This is a genomic window from Streptomyces nymphaeiformis (assembly GCF_014203895.1).
Classification (GTDB): domain Bacteria; phylum Actinomycetota; class Actinomycetes; order Streptomycetales; family Streptomycetaceae; genus Streptomyces; species Streptomyces nymphaeiformis.
Genome location: NZ_JACHJY010000014.1, coordinates 63,583 through 78,636, shown reverse-complemented (window position 1 = coordinate 78,636; position 15,054 = coordinate 63,583). Strand labels below are relative to the sequence as shown.

At 71.5% G+C, this 15,054-nt stretch carries 10 protein-coding genes and 1 pseudogene; 6 read left to right on the top strand and 5 right to left on the bottom strand.

Annotated features, from left to right (window positions below; translation table 11 throughout):
* Positions 1 to 96: 96 nt before the first annotated feature.
* Together GGE06_RS37860 and GGE06_RS37855 are read left to right on the top strand one after the other, a co-directional pair.
* On the top strand, positions 97 to 2,532 hold the full coding sequence (locus tag GGE06_RS37860; RefSeq protein WP_246533000.1) for an SdrD B-like domain-containing protein: 2,436 nt from the start codon (positions 97 to 99) through the stop codon (positions 2,530 to 2,532).
* 234 nt (positions 2,533 to 2,766) lie between these two features.
* A complete protein-coding gene (locus tag GGE06_RS37855) occupies positions 2,767 to 3,492 on the top strand; it encodes a hypothetical protein (protein WP_376773635.1) in 726 nt (241 codons plus the stop codon).
* Between the two features lie 51 nt (positions 3,493 to 3,543).
* On the opposite strand, the gene GGE06_RS37850 is transcribed toward GGE06_RS37855, so the two are convergent.
* Positions 3,544 to 4,887 carry a right-handed parallel beta-helix repeat-containing protein gene (locus GGE06_RS37850; protein WP_184932940.1) on the bottom strand — a complete coding sequence of 448 codons (1,344 nt, stop codon included), beginning with the start codon at positions 4,885 to 4,887 and terminating at the stop codon, positions 3,544 to 3,546.
* An 89-nt stretch (positions 4,888 to 4,976) separates the two neighbouring features.
* Here GGE06_RS37850 and GGE06_RS37845 point away from each other — a divergent pair, with 89 nt between their 5' ends.
* The 4 genes from GGE06_RS37845 to GGE06_RS44165 all read left to right on the top strand — a co-directional run bounded on the left by GGE06_RS37845 (position 4,977) and on the right by GGE06_RS44165 (position 8,327).
* The gene (locus GGE06_RS37845) at positions 4,977 to 6,110 is read left to right on the top strand and encodes a Dyp-type peroxidase (RefSeq protein ID WP_184932939.1); all 1,134 of its coding nucleotides are present in this window, start codon (positions 4,977 to 4,979) and stop codon (positions 6,108 to 6,110) included.
* A gap of 491 nt (positions 6,111 to 6,601) precedes the next feature.
* On the top strand, positions 6,602 to 6,907 hold the full coding sequence (locus tag GGE06_RS37840; RefSeq protein ID WP_184932938.1) for a hypothetical protein: 306 nt from the start codon (positions 6,602 to 6,604) through the stop codon (positions 6,905 to 6,907).
* 282 nt (positions 6,908 to 7,189) lie between these two features.
* A complete protein-coding gene (locus GGE06_RS37835) occupies positions 7,190 to 7,867 on the top strand; it encodes a hypothetical protein (protein ID WP_184932937.1) in 678 nt (225 codons plus the stop codon).
* 94 nt (positions 7,868 to 7,961) lie between these two features.
* Complete coding sequence (locus tag GGE06_RS44165) at positions 7,962 to 8,327, top strand: hypothetical protein (protein ID WP_376773641.1); 366 nt, start codon at positions 7,962 to 7,964, stop codon at positions 8,325 to 8,327.
* On the opposite strand, the pseudogene GGE06_RS44160 reads toward GGE06_RS44165, so the two are convergent.
* The 4 genes and pseudogenes from GGE06_RS44160 to GGE06_RS37815 form a co-directional block, all read right to left on the bottom strand.
* Positions 8,327 to 8,386: pseudogene (locus tag GGE06_RS44160) on the bottom strand (hypothetical protein); the annotation flags it as partial. The gene GGE06_RS44165 and the pseudogene GGE06_RS44160 overlap by 1 nt on opposite strands.
* Positions 8,387 to 8,561: 175 nt before the next feature.
* Positions 8,562 to 11,759, bottom strand: a complete 3,198-nt coding sequence (locus GGE06_RS37825; RefSeq protein ID WP_184932936.1) for an eCIS core domain-containing protein — start codon at positions 11,757 to 11,759, stop codon at positions 8,562 to 8,564.
* Positions 11,756 to 13,804, bottom strand: a complete 2,049-nt coding sequence (locus GGE06_RS37820) for an ATP-binding protein (RefSeq protein ID WP_312883449.1) — start codon at positions 13,802 to 13,804, stop codon at positions 11,756 to 11,758. Before GGE06_RS37820 ends, GGE06_RS37825 begins: the two co-directional genes overlap by 4 nt.
* Positions 13,801 to 15,048, bottom strand: a complete 1,248-nt coding sequence (locus GGE06_RS37815; protein ID WP_184932935.1) for a Pvc16 family protein — start codon at positions 15,046 to 15,048, stop codon at positions 13,801 to 13,803. The genes GGE06_RS37820 and GGE06_RS37815 overlap by 4 nt, the downstream gene beginning before the upstream one ends.
* Positions 15,049 to 15,054: the final 6 nt, after the last annotated feature.

Genomic DNA, 15,054 nt, shown 5'->3' with positions numbered 1-15,054 from the left:
GTGGAGTGTGATGCCATGAACCGAGTCGACCGAGACTCGCGCCGAGCAGCCCCGAGGATTGCGGGGCCGCTGGCGCGCGTAGGGTTATCCGTCTTATTGCTGGCAGGTGGCGCCCTGGGAGCGACGGCCGGTCCGGCCGCCGCTTCGGCTGAGGACGGCACACTGACGGTCGAGGTGCTGCGCGACTTCTTCGGCACCGGCGTGATCAACGCGGCGATGGACGTGCCGCAGCGCGGCATGAAGGTGAAGATCTCCGACCCCGCCGGGCACCGTGTCACCGGCGTCACGGACACCACCGGAAAGGTGGTGGTGTCCCCGTCGACGGCGCTGAGCGGCGGCCGGTACCGCGTCGACGTCAGCATCCCGGCGCCGTACAGCGGCTATCTGAGGGCGGCGCCCGCGTCGACGGCGGAGAACCACTTCGACAGCTTCACGTCGTTCGTGGACGTCTCGGGCGGAAAGAACGCCTCGGTGGTGACGGGGGTCTGGAACCCGGCCGACTACGCGCTGCCGGACTCCCGGTATTTCGTACCGGTCCAGAACGGCGCCAACGGAACCGACACCCGGGCACTGGTGGCGTTCGGGACACAGGCCCGGGGCACCTGCCCCACCGGTGTGTCGTGTCCGGACACGCTCGCGACCCAGGCCCAGGTCGGCACGACGTTCGGGCTGGCCTACGACAGGTACCGCGACCGGCTGTTCCAGAGTGCGTTCGCCCGCCGGTACGCCGGGTACGGGCCGAAGGGCCCCGGCGCGATCTACAAGGTGCCGGTCAGCGGCTCCGGCACGCCGGAGCTGTTCGCGCAGGTGCCGGGCGCCGCGCTCACGCCGCACGACACCGCCGACATGATGAAGGACGCCGGGTTCACCGACGCGCCGGGCAAGGAGAGCATCGGCGGCCTGGCCCTGTCGGAGGACGGCTCCACGCTGTACGCGGTGAACCTGCTGACCCGCAGCCTGGTGAGCTTCGACGCGACAGGAGCCACCGCCGCGGCGCCCGAGGCGACGACGCCGATCCCGGACCCGGGATGTGCGAGCCCCGGTGACTGGCGGCCGTTCGGTCTCGACGTCCACGACAACACGCTGTACGTCGGCGGCGTGTGCAGCGCGGAGAGCACGCAGCAGCGCGCGGACCTGAAGGCCGTCGTCTACGCCTACGACGGCAGGCGGTTCACCACGGTGCTGACCCACACGCTCGCCGACAAGCGCGGCACCGTCTTCGGCTCCGGCGACAAGGCCACCCACTGGAACCCGTGGAACACCGGCCTGGACACGTGGGACGACCGGAAGTCGGGCAACGTCTTCATCGATCCGCAGCCGGAGCTGGCCTCGCTCGCCTTCGGCCGCGACGGCTCGATGATCCTCGGGTTCCGCGACCGGTTCATGGACGTGCTCAGCTGGGGAGGTCTCGACCCCCGCCCCGGGAACTCCACGGCGGAGATGGGCATGGCCGGCGGTGACATCACCATGGTCTGCGCCACTCCCGCCGGCGCATACCAGTGGGAAGGCACCGGGAGCTGCCCCAACCACGCCACCCCTGCCAACAGCGGAGGCCAGGCCGCCGATGTCGTCGAGTACTTCCCGGGCGACTTCTTCGCCGGTGCGCACCAGGAGACCGCGCTGGGGTCGGTGGCGTACATCCCGCAGCAGCAGTGGGTCGTCAGCACGGAGTTCGACCCGGTCGTCGACGTCGCCACCTCGGGGACCGGCTACCACGACATCACGACCGGTCAGGGCCCGGGCAACAACCCGACTGCCAACGGCTTCCAGTTCGTCAGCCAGGCTCAAGGCGGGTTCGGCAAGGCCGGCGGGCTCGGCGACATCGCGTACGCGGCGGCGAACGCCCCGATCCAGATCGGCAACCTCGTCTGGTTCGACGGCGACCACAACGGGATCCAGGACCCGGCGGAACCGCTGCTGCCCGGGGCGACCGTCAACCTGCTGGACGCGGACGGCAAGCAGGTCGCCACGACCAGGACCGACGACGCCGGCGAGTACTACTTCGGTGGCGTCGGCGCCGCGTACCAGCTCACACCCGGGGCGAAGTACACGGTGCAGTTCGACGTGTGCACCGCGGACACCAGCGGGGTGCCGGGCCGACCCACGGCGGACAAGCTGCGGTTCACGCTCCCGCGAACCGGAGCCGACCGGGTGCACGACTCCAACGTGACCCCGCCGACCACCGGGCGGTTGTGCAATGGCTACGCGCCTGTCACGGCACCGGGCAAGCCGGGCGGCGTCGATCACACGATCGACGCCGGGGTCTACATCCCGAAGGGGAAACCGACTCCGAAACCGACTCCGACCTCGACCCCGACGTCGACTCCGACGCCGAGCTCACCGCCCGCGTCGACGCCGCCGTCACACACACCGCCCGCCAACAACCCGGGCCCGGACGGTGGGGACTCGGGTTCGCTGGCGCACACCGGTATGTCCGGGGTGACGCAGATGCTCGGCCTCGTCGGTCTGCTGCTGGCCGCGGGCCTGGCCATCGCGTACATGAGCCGGAAGCGCCGCGTCCGTAAGCACTGACCGAACCGAACCGAACCGAACCGAAGTGATCCATAGTGATCCGCCCGGCCGCGAGCAGGATGGCGCGGCCGGGCGCATCACGTCCGATGACGTCCGAGAGGGTGGGGCAGAAGAGTGTCAGCGTCGAGCCGCGTACGGAGCGGGAGATCTCAGCAAGCCCTGCCGGGCCGTGCGACCAGCCGTGCGACCAACCCTGCAACTGGCGGCCGATGTCGATGGCCGTGGCCACGCCGGGTGGCCGTCGCCCTCGTCACGGCCGCCGTCGCGGTGGGTGCCGCGTTCCTGCTCACCGGCGGGACCGGCGGGGGATCCGAAGCCGGCGGCCCGCGCGCACTGACCTCGGACGAGGCGAACCGGCTGGCGATCACCCGGTTCCGCAACTACGAGGCGCGCGGCCGCGCGGTGACGATCACCGTGCCGGGCACCGCCGGTGGGCTGATCGTCACCGGGTCCGTCGACTACCGGGGCAAGGTCGGTTACGGCGTGGTGCACGGCACCGGGCGGGACACGTCCAGCGAAGGGCTGATCGAGTGGACGGCCGACTCGGTCTTCGTCCACCCCATGACGAACGCCCCGGCACAGGCCCCCGCCTCGCCGCCCCGCACGGGCTGGTACCGCCGTCCGCTGCAGCCCTCCGGCAGCTCGCTGGACAGTTCGCTGACCATCGCGCTCGGTCTCGGCAGCGACCGCCCGGACAACGCCGAACTGCTGCCGCAGAACGGCGCCTCCTGGTGGGGACGGGACCAGGTGGACGGGCATCAGGCGGACGTCATGACCGGGCCGTCCTCCCCCGACCGCTCCGGCACGGCGGGCAATGTGCGCTACTGGGTGGGCGAGGACGGCACGATGTACCGGGTCCGGGTCAGCGTCGGTTCCGCGCCCGAGCCGGTGGACATCGCGTTCGACACCCAGAAGTACGTGCCGGTCACGCCGGTACCCGGAGTCACCCCGAAGAGGTAGCCACTGCTCGGGGACACCGAGGCTCCGGGGCTGTCGGGGCGGGGCGGGCGCTCAGGGTGTCCGCACCCGCGCGCCCGCGGCGAGCAGGGACGCCGACGGCAGCGGGACGCCCGCCAGGTCCGGCAGGTCCGGCACGGCCGGGACGGTGGTGGCGCCCGTGGTGAGGGCATGGGGGAACTGCGGCTGCGGAGCAGGCGCCGCCACCTCGGTGAACGGGATGCCGCCGGGGGCCGTCGGCATCGCCCACCGGCCGGCCGGCGAGAGCGTCGTGGCCGACAGTGGGCAGGACGCGGTGGTCGCGAGCCGGGCGGGCACTGTGCTGCGCAGATCGTTGCCGCGCAGGCAGTTGCCCCGCCCTCGCGCGGCGGTGGGGAACGTCCAGCCGATGTCGACGCCGTTGCCGGTGAACGTGTTGTCCGTGATCTGGTTGCCGACCGCGGGGATGTCGGCGGTCGCGGTGATCACCAGCCCCGCGTTGCTGTTGTCGGCGATGCGGTTGCGGACGAACCGGTTGGAGCTGCCGCCGTCGACGCCGATGCCGATGCCCCACCCGCCGTCTGCCTGCTGCGGGGTGGCCCGCTGCTGGTTGACGGCGATCAGATTGCCCGCGATGACGGCGTCCTGCTGCGGGAGCAGCTTCTCCTGGTGGTCGGAGCCGGTGGTGAGGCCGACCCGGTTGCCGACCAGACGGTTGCCGACCACGTACATGTCCCCGCCGGCGTTGGTGCCTTCGTAACCGACCGCGTTGAGTTCGGAGATGTTGTCCCGCACCACGATGCGGCAGGGCTTGCACTGCCCGACGTAGATCCCCGAGTCGGCCCCGCCTGACGCGTAGGAGTGCTCGATGACGCCGTTCTGCGCGGAGAACGCGTAGATGCCGTACAGCCCGTTGCGGGTCGCGGTCACATGCGAGACGAGGAACGACTTCAGGAAGGTGACGGGCTCGTCACCGGTGTCGTAGCCGCCGCTTCGCCCCGGCAGCCCGGCGGCCGCCGCCTTCGCCGAACCCGTGACCAGCACGCCGTTCTGCGTGTTGTTCCGCACGGTCAGGTTCTCCACGGCCACCCCGGGCGCCGCGACGACGACACCGTTCGGCTGCTGCAGCCGTCCGTCGATGACGACCTTGTCCCGGGACTCACCACGAAGGGTGACACGGGGCGTGGAGACCTTCACCGACTCGTGGTACACGCCCGGGGCGACCAGCACCAGGTCACCAGGCCGCGCCAACGACACCGCGGCCGAGATCGTCGGGGCGTCGCCGGGTACCCGGATCGTCACCCGCGCACCGCTCGGTCGCCGGCCATCGCTCGATCCGCCATCGCCGTCGCCACAGCCGCTCACAAGTGTCAACGTGCCCAGCACTGCGGCCAGCACGCGAAGAGCTAATCGAGGCATGATCCCAGTCTGGCATGGCGCCACTCAATTCAATCCGGGAAAAGGGAGGTTGACCGGCACGGGTGATTCCGGTGTGGCACGCTGACTGCATGCACCGAGGCGACTCCAGTCCGTCACGCCGCGCGTTCATCGGCGCCGCGGGGGCCGTGGCGACCACCGCCCTCACCGCGGGGTGCGAATCCCCCGCGGCTCGGCCCGCGTCAGGGGCGCAGGTGTCACCGACCGGCCTGCACCAGGCGGGCGTCACGCTCCCGCAACCGGCCCAGCCGAACCTCCTGGCGGTGGTGGCCGACCTCAACGACGGCGTGGCTCCCGGTCCGTTACTGGCCGAACTCGGCCGGGCCGTCCACGCACTCGTCGAGGGGACCGACCCACGACTCCTCGGCCTGCCGCCGGGCGACCTCACCGTGACCGTAGGCGTGGGCCCCCGGCTGGTCCGCATGGCCGGTACCTCGCTGCCCGGCGCGGCGGACCTGCCCCGGTTCTCCCGCGAGCGGATCGAGCCCCGGGCCCGGGGCGGTGACCTGCTGATCCAGATCTGTGCCGGCGACGCGCTGCTCCTCCCGGTGGTCGCTGCCGCGCTCCTGGACCAGGCCGGCGACCGTGTCCACGAACGCTGGCGGCAGTCCGCGCGTCGCGGTGTGAACGTGCCCGTCGGCAACGGTCTGACCGCGCCCCGCAACCCGCTCGGTTTCATCGACGGCATCGTGGGCCCGCACACGAACGCCGAACAACAGCGCGACCTGTGGCTGGCCGGGCCTCCCGCAGTCGCCGGCGGCACCCTCGCCGTACTGCGGCGCATGGAACTCGACCTGCAGCGGTTCGCCGCCCTGTCCGTACCCGAGCAGGAGGCGGTCTTCGGACGCCGCCGGGCCAGCGGTGTCCCCCTGTCGGGCGGCCCCGTCGCGTCGGGCCCGGACCTCGGCGCCAAGACACCGGACGGACGCTATCTCGTCCCCGCGGACTCCCACGTGCGCAGGGCCAACCCCGCCGTGGTCGGCACCGGCCTCATGCTCCGCCGCTCCTACAGCACCGACGATCCCGCCCCCGGCCTGCTCTTCATCAGCTTCCAGAACGACCTGCGGACCTTCACCGCCACCCTTGCCCACATGGACACCTCCGACGCGCTGCTGCGATTCACCACCACGACCGCCAGTGCGACCTTCCTGATCCTCCCCGGCTTCGACCGGCAGCACCCGCTCGGTTCCCGGCTGTTCGGCTGATCCCACCGGTCAGCCGTGGACGTCGAAGGGCACCTACCGAGATCGGTGGGTGCCCTTTCGGCTTGTGCCTCCGGCAGGATTCGGACCTGCGACACCTGGCGGGGGTGGGCTGCTGTTCACGGGTGCGGTGGAGACCCGTGCCGGACTGCCGTCATCCACCGTCGTTGATGTCAGCCGTGGACGTCGGCTGCGGCCGGTCCGCGAACGGCCGCCGATAGTCGGAGGCGTCTCCGAGCGGGGGTAGTCCCTGCCGAAGAACACGTAGACGGGGTGCTCGGGATACCCGGCTTCCACTCGCGCGAAGATGTCCACGTCGTGGTTCGCGAACCGATGCAGGTACTGGACGAACAGCTCGAACTCCTCATCGGACAGCCGCTCGTTGTGCATGCCACCCACCCCTGTCAACGACTACCGACCGGGACGGACGATACGACGATACCTGGACTGAAACGCACAGGCGGCTCCTGGGCTCCCACCGCTACCGTGCGGGCATGGGGAGCGGACGAAAACACTGGCGGGACAGGCTCGGGACACCGAAGACGTTCGTTCTGTATCGCACGCCTGACGTGTGGCGCTTTGCCGTGTACTGCGCCGGCGGCATCGTCGACGGCTACCTCGACCAGCCCGGCGCAGGTAGCGAACCCGGCGAAGCCCGGACAGCCGCACACGCCAAGGCCGAGGAACTGGTCGGCCGACCGCTCACGATCTCCTGGGAGGAGAGCGACAAACCGGGTTGGTGGACGGGAGTCATCACGACAGAGCCCACAGAGCTGATGCCCAACTCTGCTACCGGTTGATGGAGGATCAGGCAGAAGGCCGCGGATCTGCCTCCAGTTCCGCGCGCTCCAAGGCTGCGATCGTCCTACGCCTCCACGGTGTGGCTGACCGTGACTCTGATCTCGGCCATCCTGTTCACAAGGCCGGCCCCTGCGACCGCAGAGGCTGCGGACCGCCCTCGTCCCGCAGGGGACTGCAGCCCGTCAGCCCCTACGGCACCACGATTTCACCCTCGGCGGTCGTACGGGCCAAATGGAGCAACCATCAGACCGACGGCTCTGATCTCATTAGAGAGTAGACGCGTGAACGACACGGATGCGGGGGCGACGGAGTTTCGAAGAACGCGATTCGACAGTGTGCACACGTGGGCTGCCACGCTAGCCGCTGTTGTCGCCCTTGCTTTCTCGATCTACAACTTCACTGAGCTCCAGCAGAAGCCCAGAATTGATGTGACGCTACCTCACTTGTTGCGCACTGGGCCGGTGGGCAACGGAACGGTGTTTCAGATCCAGCCGACGGTTTCCACCAGGTTCAAGACCCAGGATGTCGAGGTAATTCTTGATGCGCATCTAGAGCTGACTCCAGTCGGTGCGATCCCGTCTTCAAAGAAGCCGATTTTCTACTGGCACGAAACCGGAACGTACGTATACGATTTCAATTCAGACCAGATCAACTACAGCTGGACCAGCGATCCCGCCCCGTTCATTGTCAGCCAGGACAAACCGCAGCAGCCCACACTCGTGTTCTGGGCCGACGATTGGACCTTCCAGCCCGGCCAGTACGAGGGATCGCTTCAGTTGAGCAGGTCAGGGAATCGTGGCCCTTTGACCGAGAAATTCTGCCTGGATGTTTCAAAGAAGGCCGCTGATGAAATCCACGGCGCAGGGCAACGGCAGATCTTCTTTTTCCGCGACGACCTGCCCAGGTTCCACTCCTCCGGCAAGTCTCCAGACTGCTATCGGAGGGAAACGGATTACTAAAACAGTGTCCTATGAGCTTGTAGAGCGAGCATGTTCGGTCCTTCTTGAGCCTTCTCCAGTAGATGAGGCTGCAGGCCAGGGAGGCGAAGGCGTCGTGGAGTTCGGTGAGGCGTTCCCAGCGGACGGCGAGGCGTTCGAACGGGGTGGGCAGGGCGAAGGTCTGCTCGACGACGTGGCGGAGTTTGCCCAGGCCCTTGATGTTCGGGGTACCTCTGCGGGAGATCACCGGCAGGATTCGGCGCTTGCGCAGTTCGCGGCGGTTGGGCTCGGAGTCGTAACCCTTGTCACCGAGCAGGGCTTCGGGGCGTCGCCGTGGGCGGCCGGGGCGACCCGCGACGGGCGGCATGCCCTCGACCAGTCCAGCCCACCGGCCGCGTTCAGTTCGGCGAGCAGGATCCGGTGTAGCCGGTCGAATACCCCGGCCTGCTGCCACCGCTCCAGACGCCGCCAGCAGGTTTGACCCGAGCCGACCCCCGCCTCCAGAGGCAGCAGTTGCCAGGCGATGTCGTTGTGCAGCACGTACAGGATGCCTGGTGCTGCTGTCGGTCGGCGAGACCCTCGCGGCCGGGGCGGGATGGCACGGTTCGTTCATCGCCTGAGCCGTCCCTTTCACCCGGCGAGCCCCGCGGCGGCGGTTCACCGACTCACGTCCTTCGGCGGCGGGAGGCCCGGCCGCGCGGCGGCTGGGCCCGCCTCAGAACCCGAGACCGGCCCGGACCTGGCCCGCCACGCGGTTCGCGAGGGCGCCGACGTCGATCTGGGGCACGATCCACTGGATGTCGCGGGCCTCGGGCAGACGGAGCGGCTGGTCGGACTGGTAGTGGAACGGGGCGATCAGACCGAACTCCAGGCCCGTGGCGTACGAGTAGGACGCCAGCTCGTACGGGAAGCGCCAGGACCCTCCGACCGCCGCCTCGATGAGGATGTCCGCCTCGACGCGCAGGGTCAGGACGGGCTGCACGCTGATGCGGGCCAGGGTGTCGAAGCTGAGGATCCCCTTCGCGTAGGCGAGCTTGGCACTGGCGTCGAGGCCGCCGCGCAACAGGACGCCGCCGGTGACGGTGATGCCGCCGGTGGCGCTGGCGATGGCGACGGACGCGCCGATGCCGGCCCGTACGAACATCTCGAGCCCCGCTTCGGCGGGCAGCACGAGGCGTGCCTCCGCCGCGAGTTCGGCGTTCATGTCCTCTTCGAGCGGGTTGAACGCGCCGCGGATCACCATGTCCCGGATCTCGCCCGGCCCGAACCGGTAGAACACCGCCAGGCCGCCGCCGATGCGCGCGACCAGGCCGACCGCCCCGATGCCGAGGGGGATCGCGAAGATCGGGATGTCGGGCAGGCTGTGCCGGAACAGCTCGTGGCGGGCGCCGCGGGGCTCCAGGAAGCGGTACGGGGGGAAGCGCAACTCGCCGGAGACGCGGAGCTTGCGGTCCCGGCCGTACTCGACGCCGACCGTGCCCACGAGGCCCGGCCGGATCGTCAGGCTGCCGGTGCCGCGGCCGCTGATCCGGCCGTCCTCGTCGAGGTGCGCGTCGAGCCGGCCGGCGAACCGACCGCGCCTGAGCTCGATGGACCCGTCTCCGCCGAAGAGTCCGTCGCGGTAGCGCAGGGCGATCTCGCCCTCGGCGCCGAGCAGGGCGAACGTCGTACGGGCGGTGCCCGTCACGCGCTCGCCGTCGTAGGTCACCGCGACGTCCACCGGCCGCAGCCCCGGGACCTTCAGGAGGGCCTTGCCGCCGTAGAGGATCCGGTCGCCCGACCTGCGGACGGTCAGCTGGGCGGGGTTGTCGCCGGGCAGCATCACGTCGACCTGGCCGCCGACCCGCCACGTACCGCCGTCGACGTCGAGCCGTACCTCACCTCCGCGCACCAGTCCGGAGGGCTTCGAGGAGCGTGCGACGAAGAACCCGGTGAGTCCGGTCGCGGGACGGTACTCCACGTCGCCGGTCGCCTCGTCGAGACCGGGGACGCGCCCGACGAGCCACCCCTTGGCGAACAGCCCCTGCGCGTCCACCCCGGCGTCCACGCGGCCGGTGACCACCGAGCCGAGGGCGAAGGCCACATGGCCGCCGACCTGGAGCTGCGGCGCGATGCTCAGCGCGAGGGCGGCCTCGGTGACCTTGAACGGCGGCAGCGACAGCTTCTCCGCGGGTGCCTGCGCCGAGCCGCGGAAGCCGCTGCGGTCCCAGTCCACCGTGATCGGCACCCGGGACAGCAGGGGAACGCTGGGGGTGAGCGTTCCATGGCCTTCGAGCCCCTGCTCGGTCGAGGACAGCGTGAGCCTGCCGGTGGACAGGTACGGGTACAGGAAGCGGACCTCCTGCTTCCCGCCGCGCAGCGAGAGCGCGCCGGTCGTGAAGGGGTCCTTCACGTCGAGGGTGAGTTCCTTGTCCTCGGCCTTCGGGATGCTGATGGGAAGTCGGGTGCCCGCCCGGACCGGGTGCGCTTCGGAGTCGATCCACGCGGTGATCACGTGCGCGCCCTTGCCCGACGAGGGCCGCTTCAGCTTCTCCAGCACGACGCCCGCGATCAGTTCCCGGGCGGCGCGGTTCTCCGGGACGGCACTGGTCTCGATCTCGTCGTGGCCGTCGCCCGCAGGCTTGTCCGGGACGCGCAGTTCCTGCCGACCCGGTCCGCTGGCGAGCGGATAGCGCTTGTACGCCGCCCAGGCGTCGGCGGCCTTCTTGAGGTCGTCCGCCGAGGGCCGTCTCCCGGCCTTGAGGTCGGCCTCGGCCGTGAAGTGCACCTGGAGCGCCGACTGGGCCTTGCGGGAGCCGAAGGGCGGATCGAGCGGCTTCACGTCCTTCTTCTCGTCGTACTTCTTGGGCTGGTCGGCGGAGCCGAACCACAGGACGATCTGGTCGGGCCGTTTGCGTCCCTTGGCGTGCAGCGCCGCCGAGACGGAGGAGGCCGCCTGCTGCACGTGCCGGGCGATGGTGCGTCCGCTGTCCTCGTTGTCGGGCCCGTCGTGCGGGGCGAGGTTCTCGGGGACGTTGGAGCCGCCGAGCTGGAGTTCGACGATGTGGTCGATCTGCGACGGAGTGGAGTCGACCTTCGGGTCGAAGTCCTCGCCCTTCGTGGAGGCGTCTCCGCCGGCGTCCTTCCACCAGGCGGCGGCCTGCTCCTTGGGCCACTGCATCCGCAGCAGCCACAGTCTGCGCAGCTCCTTCGTGGGGGCCCGCTTCTCCCACAGCCCGGAGCTCGGGTGGTTCCCGGACATCTTGACGACCGCCTGCAGGCCCTTCGCCTTGGCGACGGCGTCGTACGTCTCCTTCCACGGGCCCTTGTTCTGCGGGACGACGAAGGTGCCCAGGTTGACGCGGACCATGCCGGCCGGGTCCCCGGGGGAGCGCTGCTCCTCCTGGACGGTGCGCTGACCGTCCGCGTACTCGACGGTGTACTGGTCCTTGGGCTCCAGTCTGGTCCAGCTCATGTCGGCGCGGCCCAGGAAGGGGCCGGCGGGCCGCTCCCACCGCCACCCGGAGGGCAGCGGCTCGCCCCGGGCGTGGAACGCGGACGCCGTGTGTGCCTGCTGCTCCAGGCGGGCGTCGGCGGCGGGCGGGGCCACGGAGGGGTGTGTCCGCAGGAAGCCGGGCGCCGAGGGGTGGCCGCGGTGCTGGGCGACATGGGCCAGCTCATGTGCGATGAGGGCCCGGCCCCGGCGCGACAGCGGATCGTACGCGCCGTGAGAGAAGACGACGTCGTTGCCCACCGTGTAGGCGAGGGCGCCGAGTTCGGCGGTGGCCCGGTCCGCGGCGGGACCGGCATGGACACGGACCGGGGAGAAGTCGTGGCCGTAGCTCGTGGACAACTGGTCGCGGACCCCCGGCTCCAGGGGCGCGCCCGCTCCCTGGAGGCCCGAGGCGGCGGTGCTGCCGGCGGCGTCGGTCATGAGGGGACCCAGCCGCGGATCTCGTTGGCGGCCAGTGGGCGTTCGAGCTTGTCGCTCTCGATCCTGGCGGCGTCGAGGACATGGCGCATGCCCACGGGGACGCCCTCGTCGGCGGCGAGGAACGCGGCGTGCAGGGCCAGCTGCGCGATGGTGCCGCCGCTGACGGCCAGTTGCGCGAGGCGCCTGGGGTCGAGCCCGTCGGTGGGCACGCCGGGCGGGAACGCCCCGGCCCACAGCAGGGCGCGCTGCTCGGCGTCCGGGAAGGGGAACGTCACGACGAACCGCATCCGGCGGACGAAGGCGGGGTCGATCGCCTCGCGGGCGTTCGTGGTGAGGATCGCGACGCCGCGGAAGGTCTCCAGGCGTTGCAGCAGGTACGACACCTCCAGGTTGGCGTAGCGGTCCCGGCTGTCGCGTACCTGGGTGCGCTTGGCGAAGAGGGCGTCGCCCTCGTCGAACAGCAGCACCGATCCGGCCTCGGCCGCGTCGAACAGCCGGGCGAGGTGCTTCTCGGTCTCGCCGATGTACTTGCTCACCACCTGGCTGAGGTCCGCGGCGATCACGTCGAAGCCCAGTTCGTGGGCGACCGCCTCGGCGGCCGTGGTCTTGCCGGTGCCGCTCGGGCCGGCGAACAGGGCGGTGACGGCGAGGCCGCGGCCGCGCGCGGAGTACCCCCATGCGCCGTGCACCTGCCGGCGCCCTCGTACGTGAGCCAGCAGGGCGCGCAGGGAGCGGTTCGCCTGATCGGGCAGGACCAGGTCGTCGAGACCGGCCGCCGGGCGACGCAGCGTGGCGAGGCCGTGCAGCGGCCGTTCGGCGAGCGCCCGGCAGGCCGCCGCGACATCGGAGGCCCACGGCCCCTTGTCTCCGGAGGGCCCGTCACCGGGGCCGGGCCGCTCGGAGCCGAGCCGCTCGGAGCCGGGCCGCCCGTTCCCTGAGCCGGGCCGCCCGTCGCTGGGGGCGGACGCGAGCCGGCCGGTGCGTTCCACGGCCAGTGCGATGCCCGCCGGGGTGAGCGGATGCCGCTCGGCGAGTTCGGCCGGGTCCTCGGTGAGGCGCGCCTCGTTCAGGGCGGCGGCGAACAGGTCCCGCCGTTCGCCCGTCGACGCGGGTGGCAGTCGCAGCACCGGGAGTTCGCTGCCGGGGGGTGCCTCGTCCGCCGACAGGACGGCGGAGACACCGAGCGGTGCCCCGGCGGCCAGCAGCCGTACGCAGCGGGGCAGGGTCTCGGCGGTTCCCTCGACGAGCAGCAGCCGCAGCCCGAGCCCCGCCTCGCGGGCGAGCAGGCGCGCCAGGGTGTCCATCGCGGGCGCGGTGTCGGGCAGGTCGGGCCCTTCGACGGCGAGCACGGTGAGCCCGATCCGCTCGGCGGCGTCGACGACGGCCTGACGGCGGGTGAGCCGGTCCTCCCCGGAGAGCAGACAGCCTTCGGTGCCGGGGGAGGGGCGGACGAGGGCGGCCAGGGAGGCGACGACGGCACCCTGCCCGGGCGCGAGGCGGCACACGGGGGCGACGAGGCGGGCGCGCCCGGCCAGGCGGTCGTCCGTCGTGTCGGCGCCGAGGAGGGCGTGCAGGATGCGCTCGTCGACGGCGAGGGGCAGCTGCGACAGACCGCCGAACTCGGTGGGCGGCAGCTGGGCCGGTACGTCGAGCAGGCGCCAGCCCCGTAGCGGGGCGTCGGGCAGCAGGGCGCTCCAGTGCGCGTCCGGCAGTGCGGCCAGGGCGCGGGCGAAGGTGACGGGACCCGTCGCCGTGGGCAGGCCCAGTTCGGGAGCGGCGACCGCGACCAGCACGTCCCGTTCGAACGCGGTGAGGGTGAACAGTCCGCAGAGCCGGTCGAGGGCGGTGGGCAGGCCCGTGGTCTCGCGGACCTCGGCGGCCAGCAGCTCGGCGGCGCGGGCCGGTTCGTCCGCCTCGTCCGGGCGGGCGTCGAGACGGGCCGCGGCGGCGGCCGCGGCCAGGGCGAGATGCCGCTGGTTGTCGCGGGCCCAGACCCGGTCGCGGTCGTCCGCGTCGAGGCGGGGAGCGGTGTCGGAGAGGGTCACAGGGTCACCACCGTGGGGACGTACAGGCCGTTGGCGTCGAGGGCGGGGAGACTGCGTGCGCCGTCGACCTCGAGGGTGACCCGGTACGGGCCCGCGGGGGCGTCGGTCACCGTGAAGTCCACCTGCGCGGCGGGGGGATGGGACGACGGCAGGTCGACCGTGAGGACGAGCGACGCCGAGGATCCGGGCGTCGTGGCGTCGAGCAGCAGCCGCACCCGGTTGCCGGATCCGACCGGCGGGGTGACGGCGGCGGAGACGGTGCCCGTGCGCAGTCCCGGGTGGTGGCCGGCGCCGGTGGTGGCGGTGACCGTGCCGAGGGTGGGGACCACGAGGACGACGACGGGCGCGCTGACCTGCGAGGGGCGGGTCGAGGAGAGTGTGGGATGCGCGGGCGGCCCGCTTCTGCGGACGACGATGCGCCGTCGGCCGGGTGAGAGGGCCGGGGAGGCCAGGACGAGGTGGGTGTCGTCCGTTGCGGTCACCCCGGTGACGACGGCGCCGTCGACCAGTACTTCGCTGATCTCGCCCTCGCGGGCGGAGAGGGCGTGGCCGTGCAGATGGAGATCGGGCATGGGGTGGGCGGCCCGGACGGGAGCGCCCCTGCCCTCGGGCCCCGCCGCTCCGTCGAGCCGCGGAGGGGTGAAGGGCGTGGCACCGAGGAGGAGGGTACGGACGGGAAGCACCGCACCGGGGTCTCCGTCGCCGTCCACGAGCACGGGGCCGGCGATGACGGCGAGCGTCACGGTGAAGGTGGCGGGCGGGAACAGGGCCCACAGCCGGCTCAGTTCGTCGGTCGAGAGGGCCTCGGGCGTGACGCGGACGGGCTCGTCGGCCTGGGCCAGGTCGTTGTCGGCGATCTCGGGGTGGGCGGTCTCCGCGTCGGCGAGCAGGGCGGCGGTGATGTGGGGGACGGTGTGCAGCGTGGCCGCGGTCCTGGCCAGGAGCTGCTGCGTCTCCCATTCGTTGGAGCCGCGGAAGGTGAAGAGGTAGTGCAGGTCGAGCGCCGCCCTCGGCTTCTGCCGGAGCTGTCCGGCGGACGAGCGGGTGGGCAGATCGGCGAGGGACAGGGTCGGGTTGCGCGAGACCCGGTACAGGTGCACGCCGACGCGGGCGTGGTCCCCCGTGTTGTCGAGGGGGCCCGGGGCGACGACGGGTCCGGGGTTGATCCCGAGTCCGTCCACGGCGTTCTGTACGAGGGTGGTGAGGGCGGCGGTGACGGCCGGCACGGCCAGGGCGTTGCTCATCGGGTC